The organism is Pseudomonas sp. PDM21 (assembly GCF_014852505.2).
Classification (GTDB): Bacteria; Pseudomonadota; Gammaproteobacteria; order Pseudomonadales; family Pseudomonadaceae; genus Pseudomonas.
In genome coordinates this window covers 4,043,265-4,064,453 of record NZ_CM181223.1, presented here as the reverse complement: position 1 = coordinate 4,064,453, position 21,189 = coordinate 4,043,265, and the positions used below count along the sequence as shown (strand labels likewise).

Sequence of the window (21,189 nt, the reverse complement as noted above, 5' to 3'; positions counted from 1 at the left end):
ACCGCCAGGGAACGGTAGCTATCGTGGCCTGTGCCGATCACTAACGTCTCCGGGCGGCATCAGCCAGCGCTTTGCAACCTGCGTCGCTGTTTGGCCTTGTACATCTCGCGGTCTGCCAGCTTGATCGCTTCCTCGGCGCTCATCTGGCCAGGGGTGATGGCCGCAACACCGACGCTCGCGCCCGCATAGCTGTAGTCGCCCACGTCGCCACCCAGCTCGTAATTGCCGATGGTGGCCCGGGTAAGGCGCTCCTGGAGCAATTGCGCGGCATGCTCCATTTCCAGCGCCGGATCAGCAGGGCAGGCCGTCGGGCCGAGGGCGATCACGACAAACTCGTCACCCCCTGTCCGCCCGAGAATGTCGCTTGAGCGAAGGCCGTGTTTCAGTTGGCCGGCGACGCCGCAGAGGAGTTGATCCCCTGCCAGGTGGCCGAGCGTGTCGTTGATCTGCTTGAACCCATCCAGGTCGATCACCGCGACGAGGACGCAGGTCTTTTCCCGCTGGGCCAGGGCAAACAGGTGCGCGAAACTCTCCAGGATCGCGCGCCGGTTGGAGAGCCCGGTGAGCGAGTCCGTCAGCGCCAGTCTGGCCAGCTCGGCATTGGCGCAATGGAGTTGCTCGACCAGCTGCTCGCGCTCCAGCGAATAGCTCAGCAACCCCGACAGCAGGTTCAGCAGCGGCTCGGCATCGGGCTGTCGGGCCACCTGATCGGAGCTGGCGGCACAGACCGTGCCGAGCACCTTGCCGTCCTGGCCGCGGATGGGCGCGCTCACATAGGTCTTGATGCCCAACGCGGCGGCCGCTTCGGAGTCGCCCCAGCATTGCGCGACGTCGTCCGTGTACAACCGGTTCTCTTCCAGCGCGCGCTTGCACAGGGTATCTGCCCACGGCACCACCAGCCCTTCGGGAATGACCATGTTGCCGACGTTGCGGGCGAATTCGACGCGCTGGATACCTTCCTCGATGTTGATGGTCGTCAGGTAGGTTGATTCCATTCCGGTCACCTTGCTGAGCAGCGACAGCAATGGCCGCGTCAGTTCTTCGAGCGTTCGTGCCTTGGGAACGGTTTCGGAGAGAAGCGACAGTATCTGATCCATTTCGGTACTTCGGTCCCTGGGATTGATACGACGATTGTTAGCGAAACGGCTCTGTACGGAAAGGCCCGGAATGTCTATCAGGCATGCGCTTTTTCGCTGATATGTGGCCTGGGTCGAGTGCCGCTCTTTGCCGGCGAACTTCCTGCCGGTTCGGCGACCTGGCCCAGTAGCAGCACCGCCAACCCAGCAGTTGCATGCCCGAAAACGCGGTGCCCAGTGCTCCGCTAGATCGCTCGAGGAATTCTGTACGGCTGTACAGAAATTTATTGCGCGTCCTGCGCCTTGCTGATAATAATCTGTACAACTGTCCAAAAGCCTTCCGCCAGAGAACGCCTTGGCAGCCGCATTGAGGCGATAACAACTATCAGAAGACCGCAGGTGCCAGTTCGCTCCATGCCTGTACGGTCGTACAAAACTCACGTGTCTTGCGAGGTGTGGGATGAAGGAAAAGCAACCTGGGGAACCATCCTCCGGCGTAACCCGTCGTGACCTGGTGAAAGGGACGATGGGCCTGTTGTGGGCGGGCGTACTGCTGGGAGGCCTGCCGTTGCCGGCGTTCGCCGAGCCGAAGAAGGGCGGGCGGCTGGTGTTCGGCCTGGCCGGGGCGTCGACCACCGACAGCCTCGATCCGGGTCTGGCCGAAGACGATTTCATGATGCTGCTGAGCCAGGCGTTGCGCGGCAACCTGGTGGAGATCGACAGCAGCGGCAATGCCATCCCCGAGCTGGCCGAGTCCTGGGAGTCCTCGCCGGACGCCAAGGTCTGGACCTTCAAGCTGCGCAGCGGCGTGCAGTTCCATAACGGCAAGCCCTTCGTTGCCGACGATGTGGTGGCCACCCTCGACTACCACCGCAAGGACGGCTCCAAGTCCCTCTCCAAGTCCATCGTGTCGCAGATCGATGAGGTCAAGGCGGTCGACGATTCGACGGTGCGCGTCAGCCTCAAGGGCGGCAACGCCGACTTCCCGGTGCTGATGAGCGACTACCACCTGAGCATCCTCCCGCGCGGCGCCGACGGCCAGGTGGACTGGCGCTCCGGCGTGGGGACCGGTGGCTACATGCTCAAGGAATACAACCCCGGCGTGCGCGCCTTCGTGGTCCGCAACCCCAACTACTGGAAGCCGGGCCGCGCCCATGTCGAGGAAGCCGAGCTGATTGCCATCGCCGACCCGGTGGCGCGGCAGAATGCGCTGCTCACCGGCAAGGTCAACGTCATCAACCGCGTGGAGATCAAGACCCTGTCGCTGCTGCAGCGCAGCAACAAGGTGCGCATCGCCGAGGTCACCGGCCTCAACCACGCCACCATGCCGATGATCGCCCAGGTCAGCCCGTTCCAGGACAACAACGTACGCCTGGCACTCAAGCACGCGGTGGACCGCGACCAGTGGGTGAAATCGCTGCTGCGCGGCCACGGCAGCGTCGGCAACGACCATCCCATCGGGCGTCAGCAGAAGTACTTCAACAGCGAACTGCCACAGCGCCAGTACGACCCGGACAAAGCGCGCTTCTACCTCAAGCAGGCCGGCATGGACAGCCTGGACGTGAGCATCAGCGCCGCCGACGCGGCCTTCGCCGGAGCGGTGGATGCCGGCGTGCTGTTCGAGGAAAGCGCACGCAAGGCCGGCATCAACCTCAAGGTGGTGCGCGAGTCCAACGACGGCTACTGGATCAACGTCTGGTCGAAGAAGCCAATGTGCATGTGCTACTGGACCGGCCGCGCCACCCCGGACTGGATCTTCAGCCAGATCTACGCCAGCGGCGCTTCCTGGGGCGACACCCAGTGGAACAACGAGCGCTTCGACAAGCTGCTGCTGCAGGCTCGCTCCGAACTCGATGAGTCCCGGCGCAAGGCCATCTACTGGGACATGCAGGCCATGCTCCGCGACGAGGGATCCACCGTGGTGCCGATGTTCATGAACCACATCATGGGCATGGGCAACGACGTGGTCGCGTCGCCCACCATTGCCGGCGACATGGCGCTGGATGGCATGCGCGCCATCGAGCGCTGGTCGCTGGCATGAAGCGGGAGAGCGAAATGAGCAACCTCGACTGGCATCCGGTCAGCGCCGACGACACCCGCAGCCTGCGCAACGTCTTCGGCACCTTCATGACCGGCGTCACCATCGTCACCACCCGCGAGGCCGATGGCACCCCGCGCGGCTTCACCGCCAACTCCTTCACCTCGGTGTCGCTGAGCCCGGCGCTGGTGCTGGTGTGCATCGCCAAGAGCGCCGGTAGCCTGGCGGTGTTCAGCGCGGCTGAACGCTTCGCCATCAACATTCTCGGCGACTGGCAGCGCGAGCTGTCCAACCGCTTCGCCGGCCGCATGGCGGACAAGTTCGCCGGGGTCGAGCTGCTCTCCTGCGAGTCTGACGTGCCGTGCCTGGCCGATAGCCTGAGCGTGCTCAGCTGCCGCCGCCACAGCCTGGTGGAGGCGGGCGACCACGTGATCCTGATCGGTGAAGTACAGCGTTACCGCAGCAGCGTCGGCAGCCCGCTGGGCTACTTCCGCGGCAGCTACATCGACTTCGCCGAAGGTGCCAAGGCCATCCAGGTGGAGCGCGGCAGTGCGCTCAAGGTCGGTTGCCTGATCGCCCGCGACAGCGGCGTGCTGCTGGTGCGCGAGGCGGGCCAGCAGCACTGGAGCATCCCCGAGGTGTTCTGGCGCGCCGGGGTGAGCCAGAAGGCGGTGATCGACGAGGTATTCCGCCGCGTTGGCCTGGTGGGCGAGGTGTCGTTCATCTACTCGATGTTCGAGGAGGCGGGGGATGACTTCACCCGCCTGATCTTCCGCGCCGACGCCAGCGGCGAGCTGGCGCCGGCTGCCAGCGCCGGGCGCGAAGTGCGCCTGTTCCGCGCTGAGGACGAGCCCTGGCGGCTGGTGCGCGGCGACTACCTCACCAGCATGCTCCATCGCTTCTTCAGCGAGCGCCAGGCCGACAGCTTCGGCATCTACTGCGACACCGCCGATGGCGGACGAATCGCCGGCATCGCGGGCAAGCCCGTGCACTGGCTGGACTGGAAACACTAAGACCACCGAGTGGATAACAACATGGAATTCAACCATTTCCTCAGTTCCTACCTGCCCGATCCGGACGCCTCCGGCAAACAGCTCTACGAGCACATGGTCGAGCAGGCCGTGGTGGCGGAAGAGGTCGGCTACGCCGGCATCTCGATCCCCGAACACCACCTGATCAACATCCTGCTGGTGCCGTCGCCGTTGCAGATGGCGGTGAAAATCGCCTCGGTCACCCGGCACATCGAGCTGGTCACCTCTATCGCCGTGCTGCCGATCCGTGACATGCGCGTCTTCGCCGGCGAAGTGGTGCAGGCCGACGCGTTGTGCGACGGCCGGCTGGTGCTGGGAGTGGGGCGTGGCGCGTTCAAGTACGAGATCGAGATGCTCGGCGTGCCGATGCACGAGACCCGTGAGCGCTTCGACGAATCCCTCGCCGTGCTGCAGGCGCTACTGACGCGCAAGGAAGTGAGCTGGGACGGCAAGTACTACCAGTTCGGCCCGCTGACCGTCATGCCGCGCCCCGACCGGGAGATTCCGCTGGTGGTGGCGAGCATGGCGCCCGAAGGCATCCAGGCCTGCGCGCGCCAGGGCTTCTCGGTGCAGACCACGCCGCTCAGTGGCGACCACCAGATGCTGTTGGACCAGGTCAACGCCTTCCGCCGCGGCAAGGCCGAGGCCAGGCCGAAATCCGCCCGCCGCGCCCGACTCTCGCTGCAGCGCGCCACTTACCTGGCCCGCGATGAAGCCGACGCCCGCGAGAAGCTGCAGCTGGCCTACGAGTACTACCGGCGCTTCGACAACGTCTTCACCGGCCCCGGCATCGTCCATGGCGGTGGCATCGAGGCGCTGCCGCGCCAGCAGTCCATCGAGGAGCTGGGCAAGAACCTGCTGATCTGCACCCGCGAGCAGATGCTCGACCAGCTCTCGGCCTACGCCGAGGCCGGCATCGACGAAGTGATCATGACCGCCAACTTCGGCCAGTCCCAGGAAGACAGCCTGGACATGATGCGGCGCTTCGGCGAGCAGATCATCCCGCACTTCAGCGCCAACACCACGCAACCCGCCATGACCAATATGACAAAGAGGACCGGCTGATGCCCCTGCTTACCGTAGAACTTTTCCCCGGACGAACCCCCGAAAAGAAACGCGAGTTGATCCAGGCGCTGACCGAGACCTACCTGCAGGTCTGCGGCGGCAAGGCCCAGGCCGTCACCATCCTGCTCAAGGAAGTGGATCCGGCGGACTGGGGCGTGGGTGGTCGCAGCTACGCCGACATCATTGCAGACGCCAAGACCCAGGCCTGAGGAGGCGAACGATGAGCAAGGCAATCGATTGCGCCTATGTGGTGGACGGACAGGGCCCGGCCCTGGTGATGGTGCACGGCATCGGCGCACGCAAGACCGGCTGGGACAAGGTCACCGAGGCGCTGAAGGACAGCTTCACCTGCATCCGCTACGACCTGCGTGGCCACGGCGACTCGCCGCTGCCGGGCGAAGACTTCGGCCTGGAAGAACTGGTCGCGGACCTGGAAGCCCTGCGGGCGCGGCTGGGCATCGAGCAGATGCACATCATCGGCCACTCCCTCGGCGGCATGATCGGCCCGGCCTATGCGCACAAGTACCCGCAGCACGTGCTGAGCGTCGGGCTGCTGTCCACCGCGGCGTTCCGTTCGCCGCAGGACAGCGAGAACGTGCGCAAGGTGGTCCGCGCCATGGAAGAAAAGGGTATCGGCCCGGTTCTCGATACCCTGACCCAGCGCTGGTTCACCGAAAGCTTCTGCGCAGCGCACCCGGAGGTCATCGAGTGGCGCAAGCAGCAGGTGATGGCGACACCGGCCGAGGTATTCCTCAACGTCTTCCACATCTATGCGCAGACCGAGATGGCGCCGTGGCTGCATGAGGTCACGCAGCCCTGCCTGGTGCTCACCGGCGAGTTCGACGGCGGCTGCAACCCTGGGCTGAACCGACAGATTGCCGAGGCGCTGCCGCATTCCGAGCTGGTGGTGTTGCCCGATCTCAAGCACGCCATCCTGATCGAAGCGAGCGACAAGGTGGTTCCGCACCTGAAGGCCTTCCTGACCAAGGCCACGCAGTAACGCCTACCGACACGCGGAGGAGGGTGGGCATGGCCTGACCCTCCCCGCAACTGACCAGAAAAATTAGAAAACCGATAACCACAAGAACAACAACGGCCCAACCGATCAGCAGGTCGCTACCATGGCTCTGATTTACCCGATTCTCTTGCGGCGCATTCTTCTCGGAGCCCTGACCCTGTTGGGCGTCTCCGCACTCATCTTCGCGGCAGTCCAGCTGCTGCCCGGCGACATGGCACAGAAGCTCCTCGGCCAGTCCGCCACGCCCGAGGCGCTGAGCGCCCTGCGCCACGAGCTGGGGCTCGACCAGCCGGCGCTGAGCCGCTACCTGCACTGGCTGCTGGGCAGCCTGCAGGGCGACTTCGGCACCTCGCTGTCCAACGGCCGGGCGGTGTCCGAGCTGATCGGACAGCGACTGCTCAACACCCTGTTCCTGGCCGGCTACACGGCGCTGATCGCGGTGCCCCTGGCGCTGCTGCTGGGGCTCTTCGCGGCGCTCTACAAGGACTCGATCTACGACCGCGTGGTGAACATCATCTCCCTGGCGGCGGTGTCGCTGCCGGAGTTCTTCATCGGCTACATCCTGATCCTCTGGCTGGCGGTGAAGCATCCGCTGTTCCCCTCCATTGCCGATGTGCCCGCTTCGGCGAGCCTGCTGGAACACCTGCAGGCGGCCTTCCTGCCGGCGCTGACGCTGACCCTGGTGATCACCGCGCACATGATGCGCATGACCCGCATCGCGGTGCTCGACCTGTTGCAGCTGCCCTACATCGAGATGGCCCGGCTCAAGGGCCTGTCGCGGCTGAAGATCGTCCTGCGCCACGCGCTGCCCAACGCCTGGGCGCCCATCGTCAACGTCATCGCGGTGAACCTGGCGTACCTGATCACCGGTGTGGTGGTGGTCGAGGTGGTGTTCGTCTACCCCGGCCTCGGGCAACTGATGGTGGACTCGGTAATCAAGCGCGACGTCATGGTGGTCCAGGCCTGCTGCTGCATCTTCGCGGTGGTCTATATCGGCATCAACCTGCTCGCCGATGTGCTGTCCATCGTCACCAATCCGCGCCTGTTGCACCGCAAGTGAGGGCCAGCCAATGAATGCCTTGATCGCAACCTTCAAGCAGATGACCTGGACCGCCCGCATTGGCCTGCTGATCATCCTCTTCTACACCTTCCTCGCGCTGTTCGGCCCGCTGGTGGCGCCCTTCGGCGAGACCGAGATCGTCGGCAGCGAATACGACCCCTGGAGCGCGCAGCACTGGCTGGGCACCGACGCACTGGGGCGCGACATGCTCTCGCGGGTGATCTTCGCCGCACGCAACACCATCGGCATCGCGCTGCTGTCCACAGCGCTGGCGTTCTTCATCGGCGGCTCGCTGGGGTTGATCGCCGCCGCGCTGGGCGGCTGGGTGGATGGCGCGCTGTCGCGCCTGGTGGACGTGCTGATGGCGGTGCCGCAGCTGATCTGCGCGCTGCTCCTGCTGACCATCTTCGGCACCAGCATCGCCAACCTGGTGTTCGTCATTGCCCTGGTGGACGCCACGCGGATATTCCGCCTGGCGCGCTCGGTGTCGCTCAACGTGGTGGTGACCGACTACATGGAAGTCGCCCGGCTGCGCGGCGAGGGGCTGCTCTGGCTGGTGGCGATGGAGCTGCTGCCCAACGTGCGCGCGCCGCTGGTGGCGGAGTTCGGCCTGCGCTTCTGCTTCGTGTTCCTGACCATTTCCTCGCTGTCGTTCCTCGGCCTGGGCCTGCAACCGCCGCTGGCGGACTGGGGCAGCATGGTCCGCGAGAACGCTTCGCTGATTTCCTTCGGCGACCTCACCCCACTGATTCCCGCCGCCGCCATCGGTGTGCTGGCGATTGCCGTCAACTTCGTCGCCGACTGGTTCCTCGCCCAGCGGCGATGAACGTCCGCCCCCGTATTGTTTGAGGACACGCAACATGAGCGAACCCTTGCTGAAGATCACCGGCCTGCGCATCGAGGCCGGCGGCGCGGATGGCTGGAACGAGATCGTCCACGGCATCGACCTGCAGCTGCAGCGCGGCAAGATACTCGGCCTGGTCGGCGAGTCCGGCGCTGGCAAATCCACCATCGGCCTCGCCGCCATGGGCTACACCCGCGAGGGCTGCCGCATCAGCGGCGGCGAAATCCTCTTCGACGGCATCGACCTGCGCCAGGTGCCCGAGTCGCAACATCGCGAACTGCTCGGCGCACGCATCGCTTATGTTGCGCAGTCCGCGGCGGCGAGCTTCAACCCGGCGCACCGGCTGATCGACCAGCACTGCGAGAGCGCCCTGGAACACGGCCTGGCTGCTCGCGAGCAGGCACGCCGGGATGCCGTGGAGCTGTACCGCAAGATATCCCTGCCCGAGCCGGAAACCATCGGCGAGCGCTACCCGCACCAGGTCTCCGGCGGCCAGCTGCAGCGGATCATGACCGCCATGGCGATGTCCTGCCGGCCGGACCTGATCATCTTCGACGAGCCGACCACGGCGCTGGACGTCACCACGCAGATCGACGTGCTGCTGACCATCCGCGAGCTGGTCCGCGAATTCCAGGTGGCGGCCATCTACATCTCCCACGACCTCGCCGTGGTGGCGCAGATGGCCGACGAGGTGATGGTGCTCAAGGACGGCCATCTGGTAGAACGCGGCGACAAGCGCCGGGTGATCGCCCAGCCGCAGGCTGACTACACCCGCTCGCTGTGGGCGGTGCGCAACCTCGCCTGCGAGGCGCGCCCGCCGGTAGCCGCCGACCAGCAGCCGCTGCTGGAGCTGCGCGGCATCCGCGCCGGCTACGGCAACAAGCAGGTGCTCGACGATGTGTCGCTGAAGGTCTTCCCCGGGCGCACGCTGGCCATCGTCGGCGAGTCCGGCTCGGGCAAGTCGACCCTCGGGCGCTGTATCACCGGGGCTCTGCCCAGCCGCGAGGGCAGCATCCTGTTCCGTGGCGCGCCGCTGGCCGGGCACTACGCCAAGCGCAGCCGCGACGAGCTGCGGGCGATCCAGATGATCTACCAGATGGCCGACACCGCGCTGAACCCGCGTCAGCGTATCGGCGACATCGTCGGTCGGCCGCTGCAGTTCTACGGCGGCCTGGGCGCCGCGCGGCGCGATGAACGAACCCGCGAACTGCTGTCCGCAGTAGGGCTGGAACCGGGCCGCTTCATGATGCGGCGGCCGGGCGAGCTGTCCGGCGGCCAGAAGCAGCGCGTCGGCATCGCCCGCGCGCTGGCCGCGGACCCGGCGGTGATCGTCTGCGACGAGATCACCAGCGCCCTCGACCAGCTGGTGGCCGAGGGCATCCTGCGGCTGATCGACGACCTCAAGCAGAGCCTGGGTGTCACCTACCTGTTCATCACACACGACCTGTCGGTGGTGAAGTCCATCGCCGACGACGTGCTGGTGCTCAAGGCCGGCCAGGTCGTCGACTTTGGTGAAAAGCAGCGGGTGTTCACGCCGCCCTGCGACAGCTACGTCACCCGCCTGCTCGACAGCATGCCGCAGATGGACCCGGACTGGCTCGACGGCCTGTCACAGCGGGGCGTCGCCTGAATCCAATTCCGCTCAAGGAGCAAACCCATGACCGCAACAACTCGCCAGGACTGGAGCGAACGCGCCGCCGCGCTCGCCATCGAAGGCCGCTGCTTCATCGCCGGCAGCTACAGCGCCGCGCAGGACCAGCGCAGTTTCGACAAGAGCAGCCCGCTGGACGGCCGCAAGCTGGCGGCCATTGCCCGTGGCAGCGCGGCTGACATTGACCGCGCAGTAGCCGCCGCGCGCCGCGTCTTCGACGCCGGACACTGGTCGCGCCTGGCGCCGGTGCAGCGCAAGCGCATCCTGATCCGCTTCGCCGATCTGCTGGAAAGTCATGCCGAGGAGCTGGCCCTGCTGGAAACCCTCGACATGGGCAAGCCCATCGGCCATGCCCTGGCCACCGACGTGCCCGGCGCGGCGAATGCCATCCGCTGGTCCGCCGAGGCCATCGACAAGGTCTACGGCGAGATCGCCGCCACCGCCGAGGACCAGCTGGGTCTGGTCACCCGCGAAGCCGTGGGCGTGGTCGGGGTTATAGTGCCGTGGAACTTCCCGCTGCTGATGGCCAGCTGGAAGCTCGGCCCGGCGCTGGCCTGCGGTAACTCGGTGGTGCTCAAGCCTTCCGAGCGCTCGCCGCTGACGGCCATTCGCATCGCCGCGCTGGCGTGCGAGGCGGGGATTCCCGAGGGCGTGCTCAACGTGGTGCCGGGCTACGGCGCCGAAGCCGGCGACGCCCTGTCCCGGCACATGGATGTGGACGCCATCGCTTTCACCGGTTCGACCGGCGTGGCCAAGCGGCTGATGATCGCTTCCGGGCAGTCGAACCTGAAGCGCGTGTGGACCGAGGCCGGCGGCAAGAGCCCGAACATCGTCTTCGCCGATGCCCCGGACTTGCGCGCCGCCGCCACCAGCGCGGCTTCCGCCATCGCCTACAACCAGGGCCAGGTGTGCACCGCCGGCTCACGGCTGCTGGTGCAGGAGTCGGTGCGCGAGGAGTTCCTCGAGTACCTGCGCGAGGCGCTCGCCGCGTGGACGCCCAGCGATGCGCTCGACCCGGCCAGCCGGTACGGCGCGCTGGTCGACGCGCAACATCTGCAGTCAGTGCAGGGCTATATCGCCAGCGGCCTGGAAGAGGGTGCCCGGCTGGTAACGGGTACCGGCGAAGGCGAGGGCTGCTACCTGGCGCCGGTGGTCTTCGACGGTGTGCGCAACGACATGCGCATTGCCCGCGAGGAAATCTTCGGTGCGGTGCTCTCGGTGATTGCCTTCGAAGATGCCGGGGAGGCGGTTGCCATTGCCAACGACACACCTTACGGTCTGGCAGCGGCCCTGTGGACGTCCAGTCTTTCGCGCGCGCACCAGGTCTCGCGCGCGCTGCGGGCCGGCTCGGTGTGGGTCAACCAGTACTCCGGCGGCGACATGACCGCGCCCTTTGGCGGCTTCAAGCAGTCCGGCAACGGGCGGGACCGCTCGCTGCACGCCTTCGACAAGTACACTGAGCTGAAGGCGACCTGGATCAGGCTCTGAATGAACTAACTTTTGACCATCACGGACCCGGGGCGGAATAATCCGCCCCGAACTGCCAACCTCGGAACCGGCACGCCATGCCCCAGCAGAAAGCGGCGCAACACAAAACCGCCCAGCAGAAAACGAAGAAGGTCTACGACCCCGAACTGCGCCGTGAGGAAATCATCAAGGCGGCCTTCCTCTGCCTGAGCGAGGAGGGCTACGCCAAGCTCTCCGCACGCAAGGTAGCGGCGCGCGCCGAGATGGCGCTGGGGCACATCAGCTACCATTTCAAGGACATGAACGAGCTGCTGGTGGAGGCCTACAAGTACGCCTCGCACCAGCTCTACGAAGCGACACGCGCCGGGCTGGTGGCCGAGCCGCGCACGTCCATGGCGCAGCTCGAGGTTTTCCTGCGCAGCGGCTTCACCAGCACCTTCCTCGACCGCAGCTACCTGTCGGTGCGAATCGACCTGTGGTCCGCCTCGCTGTTCCAGGAGGACATCGCCGACACCGAGTGCAAGCTCTACGCTATCTATCGCGAACGCCTGGTGGAGATCCTGCGCAGGATCGCCGAGGAGCGCGAAGTGGGCAGCGAGCGCATCGAGAAGTCGGCCGATGCCATCATGGCCATGCTCGACGGCCTCTGGCTGGACTGGCAGCGCCGGCGGAACATGAAGGCGATCGAGCATGGCATCAGTGCCTGCCTCGATCTGGTCGCCTTCTACATGCCCGAAAACTCCCGGTAAGCGAAGCCTTCTCAATGCCTCTGGCGTCTCACAGATGCCACTCCAGGTTCAGGAACGGCGTATTGGCCTCGGTGCCTGGCGTGTTGGCGGAGTTGTTGCCGAACTTGTTCTTCCAGTATTCGTAACCCACCCCGGCGAAGAGCGTGTTTTTCCTGCCGAACGTCAGCTCGCCGACGTCTACCAGCACAGCCGCGTGTACCAGCGTCTCGCTCACGGTGTCGTTGCCAAAGCTATCCTTGCCCTTGGGCGGGACGAAGTTGGCGAAACCCTTGAACTTGAGTGATACCGAGTCGAGCTGGAACGGGGTGTCCCAGGCGGTTTCCACATAGTAGGTATCGTCGAAGCGGATATCGTGCTCGCGAGCGAAGGGCAGGCCATTGTGGTTCTTCTCGGTGCGGTACATCAGGCTCAGGTCCCAGAAGCCCGGCACGTCGAAGTTGAGGGTCGGGCCGACGACGAACATGCGTTTTTCCGGCGCGAAGGCGGTGTTCTTCGTGTTCCAGTCGAGGCCGGCCGACAGCGACCAGTCCCGCACGGGGCCCCACTTGAAGTCCTGGCCGGAAATCTTGTTGAGCGACAGTTGATGGCGGTACACCACATAGAATTCCGTGGCGCCGTCGTCGCTGTCTTCAGCGGGGTCGCTGCTGTCGGAAAACAACGCCTGGATGTCGAGAAAGTTGCCGCCGTACTGGTAGCCGTCGACATAGGTGAATTCGACGATGTTCTTGGCAATCGAATCATCGATGCCCGGCTCGGCAAAGCGAGTGCCGTACAGGTAGCTGAAAGAGCTGTCGCTCCATTCGGCAGCGGGCGCCGAAGTGACCGTGCTCAGCGACAGAACGCCGACGGCGAGGGCCTGGCAGGCAGGTAACATAGGTTTCTGCATCTTCTGTTTCCCGTGAGTCATCGCCCCGTTTGCACGGGGGATTCCTGGTTTTTTCCCGGTGGGACTTTGCTCAGGGCGTGTGCTTCCCGGCGCGGCGAAATGAGCCGGGCCAGTCGAGTTGTCCCGAGGGAATGAGGAGGCCGCAGGAGCCCGGCCCGAAGGCGCCATCGCTGGCAAGCCGGCTCCTGCGCGGTGCGTGGATCAGTCGTCGATCTGCATCAGTTGCTGCACGCCGTCCCAGGCTTCGGCGCGCATGCGCTCCAGGTCCAGCCCCGGAATCACGCCGTCATCGACCACCAGCCGTCCCCCGACCATGCTGTAGCGCACGCTGATCGGCTCGCCGGCAGCTACCGGTGCGAGCGCGGCATCGTGGAAGCCGAAGAAGCGCGGATGATCCAGGCTGTAGATGACCAGGTCCGCAGCCTTTCCGATTTCCAGTGTGCCGACCGAGTCCAGCCCCAGCACCCTTGCCCCGCCAGCCGTTCCCCAATGGATCACGTCTTCGACCGTGGTGGCCGACGCGCCTTGCTCCGCGCGATGGATCAGCCAGGCGGTATGCGCTTCGCCGACCATGCTTCCGGACTCGTTCGAGGCGACGCCGTCGACCCCAAGGGAGATCGGCACGCCGGCCTCATACATCTGTGGCACCGGTGCGATGCCGCTGCCCAACCGTGCATTGCTCACCGGGCAGTGGGAGATGCCGGTGCCGGTTTGCGCGAGCATGCGGATTTCGCCTGGCTGCATGTGGACCGCGTGGGCGAACCAGACGTCAGGGCCGAGCCATTCGTGTTCGGCGACGAATTCCACGGGGAGACAGTTGTATTTTTCGCGGCAGAAGTTGACGTAGTTCTGCGTCTCCGAAAGGTGAGTGTGCAGTCGCAGGCCGAGGCCGCGCGCGGAGTGGGCCAGTTCGCGCAGCAGGGTTGGCGGCAGCGAGAAGGTTGGCGTGGTCGGCGCCACCACCACCCGGCGCATCGCATCCGGAGTGTCCTGGTGGTACAGCGATTTGAGGCGCTCGATGTCGCCGACCATCTGATCCAGGGTCTCGGGTTGCAGCGCCGTTTTCGAGAATCCCGGATGTGCGCTTGCCGACTCCAGCGCTCCGCCTCGGCACAGAGCGAAGCGCATCCCGAAAGTCTCGGCCATGTCGAACAGCAGGTCGCCGGTCTCGGTGGTGCCGTTGGCGTGGTAGAGGTAATGGTGATCAGCGCAGGTCGTCACCCCGGACAGCAGCAGCTCGGCCATGCCCAGCCGCGCAGCGATCCGCGCCAGTTGGGGGGTGAAGAGGTTCAGGCGTGGATAGGGCACGCTGGCCAACCAGCCCTGCAGGTCCTGGTTCATCCCTTCTGGTACTGCCTTGAGCAGGTTCTGGAAGAGGTGATGGTGGGTATTGATCCAGCCCGGATACACCACCGAGTCACGAGCGTCGATGACTCGCTCCCCCGGTTGCGCCGTGAGGCCCACCGCCATTTCGGCGATGCGGCCGTCGACGACACGGATGTCTACGCCACCAGCCCGGGCGCGCGGACCGCGCAACCCGGTCATCACCGCCAGGGGATTCTTGATCAGGGTGTTCTGCAGTTGAGTCATGGGCTTCTCCAGTCAGAGGGTGTGGGAGGCGGACTTGCTGCCTGTACTGTCGGGGGCGCTGACGCCATTGAGCGCCGCGTTGAGCAGCACCGACACCAGGCAGGCGATCACCACGCTGCTGTGCAGGAACGGCTGAGACCACTCGGGCAGTTGCTTGAACAAGGTCGGCGCCATCACCGGCACCAGGGCAGCCACGATGGTGAAACCGACGATCAGGACGTTGTAGCGGTTGCGCTCGTAATCGACCTTGGCCAGGGTCTGGATGCCAGCTGCCGCGACCACGCCGAACATGGCGACACCGGCGCCGCCAAGAGCCGCGGTGGGCATCGAGGCGATGATCGCCCCGGCCTTGGGCACCAGCGCCACCGAGCACATCAGCAGCCCGCTGATCGCCACCACCCAGCGGCTGCGCACGCCGGTGAGGATCACCAGTCCGACGTTCTCCATGAAGGCAATGAATGGAAACGCTGCGAACATCCCGGCGATGGTGCTCGCCAGCCCGTTGGCGCGTAGGCCGCCGATCACCTGTTTCTCGCTCACCGGTTTATCGACGATGTCGCCGATGGCGACGAACAGCCCCATGGACTCGACCATCTGCACGATCATCACTACCACCATGGTCGCGATCGGGATCAGGCTGAAGGTCGGCAGGCCGAAGTGGAAGGGGTAGGGCACGGTCAGCCAGGGGGCTTCCTGTACGCTGTGGAAACTGCCCATGCCCAGGCCGTAGGCCAGCCCCGCACCCACCAGCATGCCCAGCAGTACCGCCATGTTGCGCAGCATCGGAGTGCCGTAGCGGTTGACCAGCAGGATGGTCGCCAGCACCACCACGGAGACGGCCAGGTAGGTCGGCGCGCCGAAATCGCTGGCGTGGCGGCCGCCGCCGATCCATTCATAGGCGATCGGGAAGAGTTGCAGGCCGATCACCGTGACGATGCAGCCGGTGACCACCGGTGGGAAGTACCGGCGCAATCGACCCACGAGCGGCGCGGCGAGCAAGGTGAAGATCCCCGCCCCGATCACCGCTCCGCAAACCCCGGCGAAACCCACCTGCGGGTCGCTGCCGATGGCGATGACCGGGCCGACGCTGCTGAAGGCCACGCCCTGGAGGATCGGCAGGCGCACGCCGAACTTCCAGAAGCCGACGCACTGCAGCAGGGTGGCGATGCCGGAGCAGAACAGCGTGGTGCTGATCAGCACCACGGTATCGGCTTCGGACATCTTCAAGGCGCTGGCGACGATCAGGGGCACGGCGATGGCGCCGATGTACGAGACGGCCATGTGCTGCAGGCCGAGGGTGAGCATTTGCCGGACCGGTAATACCTGGTCGACCGGGTGGACGGTGGAGACGGTACTGGCTGACGACATGGGGAATCACCTCTTGCTGTTTTTATTGGGTAGAGAGGGGTATTCGTTCTGCGTGCCCGGAGCCGCCATCCACCGGCGCCGATGCTTTTTCTCAGCCGGCCAGACAGGCCGCGAATCCTTGGTTCAACGCTGCGCGGTCCAGGTCGCGGCCGATGAACACGATCTTGCTGGAGCGTGGTTCCATGCCCCATGAGGTGGAGGCGCGAAACTCGACGAGGCTGTGCACGCCCTGCAGCACGTAGCGCTGATCCTGATCCTTGACCGCCAGCACGCCCTTCATGCGGTAGAGGTTGTCGGCCTGCTCGACGCGCAGCTCGCTGATCCAGCGGTGGAAGGCGCCCAGGTTCACCGCGCCATCCACGGCGATGCCGACGGAGGACACACTGGGATCGTGGTCATGCGCCAGATCGTCGTGGTCGTGATGATGTTCTTCGGTGTGGTGATCGTGGTCCGAGCCGATTTCCATCAGTTTCTGGGTTGACTCGAACGCACCCACGCCGAGGATCTTCGTCAGGTCGATCTCGGCGTAGCTGGAGGTCACCAGATCCGCCGTGGCATTCAGGCCGCGAATCCTCTCGCTCAGGCTCTCCACCTCGACAGCGCTGACCAGATCGATCTTGTTGATGACGATCCGGTCGGCACAGACGATCTGGTCCACGGCCTGGTTGTCCGCGCCGTCGAGCTGCAGGTCCTCCAGGTGCTGGGTGATGTGCCTGGCGTCGACCATGGCCACGATGGCGTCCAGTTCCACTTCCTCGGAAATCGGGTCGTTGATGAAGAAGCTCTGCGCCACCGGGTACGGATCGGCCAGGCCGCTGGTTTCGATGAGGATGTGATCGAGCCGCACCGGGCGCGCCACCAGCTCGCGGACGATGCGCACCAGGTCCTCGCGCACCTCCGCGGTGCAGCACACGCAGCCGTTGACCATCTCGTAGATTTCCTCGGTCTCGGAGCTGAGCACCAGGTCACCGTCGATGCCGACTTCGCCGAACTCGTTTTCGATCACGGCAATCCTGCGACCGTGGTTTTCCTTGAGGATGTAGTTGAGCAGCGTGGTTTTGCCGGCGCCGAGGAAGCCGGTGAGGATGGTCACCGGAATCTTGCGGTTCGGGGTCGGTTGCTGGAGTGGGCTGTTCATGCGAGCTCCTTCGATTGCGAGAAATGGCCGGTGGACGCCGGGCCGGGTTCACCCCAGCGCAGCGCGGTACCGGCGTCGAGGCCGAACAGGTCGAGGACACGGCCAAGGCTGTGATCGACCATTTGCGAAAGGGAGTGCGGGCGGGCATAGAAGGCCGGTACCGGCGGGGCGATGATTCCGCCCATCTCGGTGACGGCAGTCATGTTGCGCAGGTGCGCCAGGGTCAGCGGTGTCTCGCGGGCCATCAGCACCAGCGTTCGGCGCTCCTTGAGGGTGACGTCGGCGGCACGGCCGATCAGGCCGGTGGAGGTCCCGGTCGCGATTTCCGCCAGGGTGCGCATGGAGCACGGCGCGACCACCATGCCCAGGCAGCGGAACGAACCGCTGGCGATGCCGGCGGCTACGTCATCGGCGCGGTGGTAGTGGCTGGCCAGTGCCGTGACGTCCGCCAGCTTGTAGTCGGTTTCATGGGCCATGGTCAGAAGCGCGGCGCGGCTGATGACCAGGTGGCTTTCGATGTCCAGCTCGGCGAGCAATTCCAGCAGCCGTACGCCGTAGATGAAGCCCGACGCACCGCTGATGCCGACCACCATCCGCTGGCGGCTCATGATCCGATGCTCTTGAGCAGATCGCGGGCGCGCTCGACCACGTCCTGGTCCAGTTGCGCCTTGATTCCATCGAATCCCGATCCACGGGTGGCATCCAGGCCCATCCGCGAGGTGGTGCCATTGACCGAGGAGGAGGGGTCCAGCGGACTGCCGGGCAGGCCGTCGACGACGAAGATGTCCTGGTGCGGCTGGAAGTGCGTGGCCAGTGCCCACAGCACCTGGCTGTCATCGGTGATGTCGATGTCGCCGTCCACCGCGATCACGGTTTTCAGGTACGGGTCCCAGCCCAGCAGGGCGAGCATGATCTGCCGCGCTTCGCCATCGCGGCTCTGGTCCAGCGCCACGTAGCAGTGAAAGTGCGTGCCGGAGTTGGGGTAGTGCACGGCGGTGACGGCAGGGAAGCGAGCCTTGAGTTTCTCGCTCATCTCCGCTTCCCGAGGCAGCCTCGCCAGGGTCAGGTGCTCGGCATAGCGTCCTCCGACCACGTCCACCAGCCAGGCGTCCTTGCGGCGCATCAGGGTGTCGACCCGCAGGACGTTGTTGGTCGAGCGGTCCGAGGAGTAGCCGCTGAACTCGCCGAAGGGGCCTTCTTCGGCATACCCGGCCGGGTCTATCGCACCTTCCAGTACGAACTCGGCGTAGGCCGGTACGCCGATGCCATAGCGCGGGGTCCTGACCAGTTCCAGCGGTGCGCCGAACAGTCCGCCGGCCACGGCGCGCTCGTCACTGCCAAACGGCAGCCGGGCGGCAGCAGCCAGCATGAACAGCGGGTGTGCGCCGACTACCATGGCCACGTGCAGTTCTTCGCCGCGCTCGCGGGCGCTTTGCAGCATGCGCCACAGGTGGCCACGGGAGTGCAGGCTGGTGGCGAGGGTCTGCCGGGCGTGGCGCATCGAGCGGTGGTAGCTCATGTTGGCGATGCCGCTGACCGGGTCTTCGGCGATGATGATTGCATTGGTGATGTACGGCCCGCGGTCGCTGTCGAAATGCTTGAGCATCGGCAGCAGTGCCAGGTCCAGCGCTTCGCCCTCGAATATCTCGTCGAGTACCGGGCCGGTTTCCACATGGCGGGGCGGGATCGGTTGGTTGGCACGGCTCTGGAAGGCCTCGTGCAGCTGCGCCGGGGTAACGCCGAAGATCCGCGCGATGCGGGTCCGGGAGGCGAACAGGTTGGTGACCACCGGCACGCCGAGGGTGCCGACGTTTTCGCAGATCAGCAGTGGGTCGCGGCCTTGCGCGGCCAGGGCATCGACCAGCGCGGTGACCTCCTGGTCGGCGGAAAGCGGGGACTCGATGGTGAGCACATCGTCCGGATACTGCCGGCGATAGCTGTCGATGAAATCGTGGAAATCCTGGGTATCGCCGAGCGTGGAAAGGGGCATGCTTTCACCTCCTGAAAAAAACAGGCGCGCAGGGCCGAGGGCGACGTTCGATCGAGAGGCCAGCGGCCTGCCCGATCGAACGCCGGTTCATCTGTGCGCCTGGAAGTCCCGCTGTGTTACAGGTAGGTCTTGCTCAGACGGGCGTCTGCCTCGACCAGGTTCCTGGGTGGCGGTGTCGGCTCGATGCCGCACAGCCGGGCGATGTTGTTGCCCAGGTAGTCCTCGAGGTGGTCCTCATCGATGCCCAGGCCCTGGGGTGCCGGCGAACACAGCACTTCCAGTTCCCGCAGCCACATGCCCGGCTCATTCGGCGGCGAATCGGTGCCGAACACGATCTTGTGGCGCGGCAGGTCCTTGGCGAACTCGACGATTCGCGACTGGAAGCACCAGCCGGATTCGCAGTACACGTTCGGCGTGTCCATGGCCATCCAGAAGGCCTCGAACGAGTAGTTGCCGCCGGTCTGGATGCCGAAGTGGCCGATGATGAAATTGACCATCGGGAACTCGCGGATGATCGGGTAGAACATCGTCGGGATGGTGTAGGGCCCGTCGCCGGTGTGGATCAGCACCACGATGTTGTACTTGGCGCAGACCTTCATGGCCGGGCGCAGCCAGTCGAGTGCGCGGTCCGGGCGGTAGCCGTGCATGTTGGCGTGCAGCTTGAGCATCTTGAAGCCGTATTCCTTGACATGGAACTCCAGCTCCGCCGCACCGTTTTCCGGGCCCCAGCGCGGGTTGAAGGTGAAGTTGCCGATGAAGCGGTCGGGGTAGGTCACGCAGAGTTCGGCGACATAGGACATGTAGTCGCGCACGCCCTCGCGGCCCCGACGGTTGCCGTCGCGGTAGCCAGTGTTGCCCGGCGGCGGCTGGATGAAGCCCATGTCGATGCGGCGCGGTTTGCCGTTGATCATGTACGGGCCGTCCATCAGCTTGAGCATGCGCTCGCCGGTGAAGGGTTCGCCGGTGTGGCGCCAGGCCTCGTCGACCAGGTTGGTGGGGTGCAGATGGGTATCGATGATCATGGGTTCAGCTCCTGGCCTGTTGAGTCGTGACAGGGCGCTTGAGTTGCGCCTCGGCTTCGGAAACGGAACGCGGCGGCGGAGTCGGCTCAAGCCCGATCATTCGCGCGGTGTTGTTGCCCAGGTATTCCTCGAGGGTGTCCTCGTCGAGGTTCAGGCCCTGGGGCGGCTCATGGCAGAGCACTTCCAGCAGGCGCAGCCACATGCCCGGCTCGTTCGGCGGCGTGTCCGTGCCGAAGAGGATCTTGTGCGTCGGCAGGACCTTGGCGAATTCGACGATCCGCGATTGCAGGCACCAGCCCGACTCGCAGTAGACGTTGGGCAGTTCCATCGCCCATTGCATCGGCTCGAACACGTAGACCCCGCCGGTCTGCACGCCGAAGTGGGCCATGATGAAGTTGACGTTGGGGAATTCCTTGATCATCGGCACCCATTCCGATGGGATGCTGTAGGGCCCGTCGCCGGTGTGCAGCTTGACCGGGATGCCCAGCTCGGCGCACTTCTCGAAGGCCGGACGGACCCAGTCCAGCGCCCGGTCCGGGCGATAGGCATGCATGTTGGCCTGCATCTGGACCATCTTGAAACCATGTTCCGTGACATAGCGTTCGATCGCTTCGACGCCGTTCTCCACCCCGCAGCGCGGGTTGTAGACGAAGCAGCCGATGAAGCGGTCCGGGTAGGTCTGGACCATCTTCAGGGTGTAAGCCATGTAGGCGTCGATGGATTCGCGACCGCTGAGTTCGCCGTCGGTCCAGGTGTAGATGGTGTTGCCTTGCGGCGGCTGGATGAAGGCTTTGTCGATGCGGCGAGGTTTGCCGTTGACCATGTACGGGCCATCCATCATCTCCAGCAGACGCTCGCCGGTGAACGGGTCGCCGTCATGCCTCCAGGCCAGGTCAACCTGGTCAGTTGGATAGCAGCTGATATCGATGATCATTGAAGTCGATCTCCTGATAGCGGGGAAGGGAACCTTGCGGTTCGCAGCAACCACGTCCCGGATAATCGGCCGTTTCTATGCGCGACAGACTCGCGCATTCCCTCGCCTGGTCGCATCCGCTCTGGGACGCTGGCTGCTTGGGGGGCAGTATTGGAAGGGGGAGGAAAGTCCGTACAATATTAATTGGGCGAGGTGTTGATATGCGTTCGATATGGGCCACTTGCCGGTGCGGCGTTGCCACCTGTCACCGGCGTGCGCGCAG

The 21,189-nt window shown here is 65.2% G+C and carries 19 protein-coding genes; 10 read left to right on the top strand and 9 right to left on the bottom strand.

Going from position 1 to position 21,189, the window contains the following annotated elements; genetic code table 11:
* Positions 1-59: 59 nt before the first annotated feature.
* Positions 60-1,097 carry a sensor domain-containing diguanylate cyclase gene (locus IB275_RS18500; protein ID WP_192294829.1) on the bottom strand — a complete coding sequence of 346 codons (1,038 nt, stop codon included), beginning with the start codon at positions 1,095-1,097 and terminating at the stop codon, positions 60-62.
* Between the two features lie 505 nt (positions 1,098-1,602).
* Here IB275_RS18500 and IB275_RS18495 point away from each other — a divergent pair.
* From IB275_RS18495 to IB275_RS18450, 10 genes are all read left to right on the top strand, one after another.
* Complete coding sequence (locus IB275_RS18495; RefSeq protein ID WP_225601666.1) at positions 1,603-3,117, top strand: ABC transporter substrate-binding protein; 1,515 nt, start codon at positions 1,603-1,605, stop codon at positions 3,115-3,117.
* A gap of 14 nt (positions 3,118-3,131) precedes the next feature.
* Positions 3,132-4,127 carry a flavin reductase gene (locus IB275_RS18490; protein WP_192294827.1) on the top strand — a complete coding sequence of 332 codons (996 nt, stop codon included), beginning with the start codon at positions 3,132-3,134 and terminating at the stop codon, positions 4,125-4,127.
* A 21-nt stretch (positions 4,128-4,148) separates the two neighbouring features.
* Positions 4,149-5,210 (top strand): LLM class flavin-dependent oxidoreductase, encoded by a 1,062-nt coding sequence (locus tag IB275_RS18485; protein ID WP_192294826.1) that lies wholly within the window; start codon positions 4,149-4,151, stop codon positions 5,208-5,210.
* The gene (locus tag IB275_RS18480) at positions 5,210-5,419 is read left to right on the top strand and encodes a tautomerase family protein (RefSeq protein ID WP_192294825.1); all 210 of its coding nucleotides are present in this window, start codon (positions 5,210-5,212) and stop codon (positions 5,417-5,419) included. Before IB275_RS18485 ends, IB275_RS18480 begins: the two co-directional genes overlap by 1 nt.
* A gap of 11 nt (positions 5,420-5,430) precedes the next feature.
* Positions 5,431-6,210: an alpha/beta fold hydrolase gene (locus IB275_RS18475; RefSeq protein WP_192294824.1), complete on the top strand. Its 780-nt coding sequence runs from the start codon at positions 5,431-5,433 to the stop codon at positions 6,208-6,210.
* A gap of 121 nt (positions 6,211-6,331) precedes the next feature.
* Positions 6,332-7,288 (top strand): ABC transporter permease, encoded by a 957-nt coding sequence (locus IB275_RS18470; RefSeq protein ID WP_192294823.1) that lies wholly within the window; start codon positions 6,332-6,334, stop codon positions 7,286-7,288.
* A gap of 10 nt (positions 7,289-7,298) precedes the next feature.
* Complete coding sequence (locus tag IB275_RS18465; protein ID WP_192294822.1) at positions 7,299-8,114, top strand: ABC transporter permease; 816 nt, start codon at positions 7,299-7,301, stop codon at positions 8,112-8,114.
* A gap of 34 nt (positions 8,115-8,148) precedes the next feature.
* Positions 8,149-9,762, top strand: coding sequence for an ABC transporter ATP-binding protein (locus IB275_RS18460; protein WP_192294821.1), 1,614 nt, complete (start codon positions 8,149-8,151; stop codon positions 9,760-9,762).
* Between the two features lie 27 nt (positions 9,763-9,789).
* Positions 9,790-11,271 (top strand): aldehyde dehydrogenase, encoded by a 1,482-nt coding sequence (locus IB275_RS18455; protein ID WP_192294820.1) that lies wholly within the window; start codon positions 9,790-9,792, stop codon positions 11,269-11,271.
* 77 nt (positions 11,272-11,348) lie between these two features.
* Positions 11,349-11,999 carry a TetR/AcrR family transcriptional regulator gene (locus IB275_RS18450; RefSeq protein ID WP_192294819.1) on the top strand — a complete coding sequence of 217 codons (651 nt, stop codon included), beginning with the start codon at positions 11,349-11,351 and terminating at the stop codon, positions 11,997-11,999.
* A 28-nt stretch (positions 12,000-12,027) separates the two neighbouring features.
* Here the strand turns inward: IB275_RS18450 and IB275_RS18445 are convergent, their stop codons facing one another.
* The 8 genes from IB275_RS18445 to IB275_RS18410 form a co-directional block, all read right to left on the bottom strand.
* The gene (locus IB275_RS18445) at positions 12,028-12,885 is read right to left on the bottom strand and encodes an outer membrane protein OmpK (protein WP_192294818.1); all 858 of its coding nucleotides are present in this window, start codon (positions 12,883-12,885) and stop codon (positions 12,028-12,030) included.
* A 201-nt stretch (positions 12,886-13,086) separates the two neighbouring features.
* On the bottom strand, positions 13,087-14,475 hold the full coding sequence (locus tag IB275_RS18440; protein ID WP_192294817.1) for an amidohydrolase family protein: 1,389 nt from the start codon (positions 14,473-14,475) through the stop codon (positions 13,087-13,089).
* A gap of 12 nt (positions 14,476-14,487) precedes the next feature.
* Positions 14,488-15,843, bottom strand: coding sequence for a nucleobase:cation symporter-2 family protein (locus tag IB275_RS18435; protein ID WP_192294816.1), 1,356 nt, complete (start codon positions 15,841-15,843; stop codon positions 14,488-14,490).
* A 91-nt stretch (positions 15,844-15,934) separates the two neighbouring features.
* Positions 15,935-16,981, bottom strand: a complete 1,047-nt coding sequence (locus tag IB275_RS18430) for a CobW family GTP-binding protein (RefSeq protein ID WP_192294815.1) — start codon at positions 16,979-16,981, stop codon at positions 15,935-15,937.
* A complete protein-coding gene (locus tag IB275_RS18425; RefSeq protein WP_192294814.1) occupies positions 16,978-17,589 on the bottom strand; it encodes a UbiX family flavin prenyltransferase in 612 nt (203 codons plus the stop codon). The genes IB275_RS18430 and IB275_RS18425 overlap by 4 nt, the downstream gene beginning before the upstream one ends.
* Entirely contained in the window at positions 17,586-18,971 is a 1,386-nt protein-coding gene (locus IB275_RS18420) for a UbiD family decarboxylase (RefSeq protein ID WP_192294813.1), read from the bottom strand. The genes IB275_RS18425 and IB275_RS18420 overlap by 4 nt, the downstream gene beginning before the upstream one ends.
* Positions 18,972-19,087: 116 nt before the next feature.
* Positions 19,088-19,993 carry an amidohydrolase family protein gene (locus tag IB275_RS18415; RefSeq protein WP_192294812.1) on the bottom strand — a complete coding sequence of 302 codons (906 nt, stop codon included), beginning with the start codon at positions 19,991-19,993 and terminating at the stop codon, positions 19,088-19,090.
* A gap of 4 nt (positions 19,994-19,997) precedes the next feature.
* Positions 19,998-20,927, bottom strand: coding sequence for an amidohydrolase family protein (locus IB275_RS18410; RefSeq protein WP_192294811.1), 930 nt, complete (start codon positions 20,925-20,927; stop codon positions 19,998-20,000).
* Positions 20,928-21,189 lie beyond the last annotated feature (262 nt).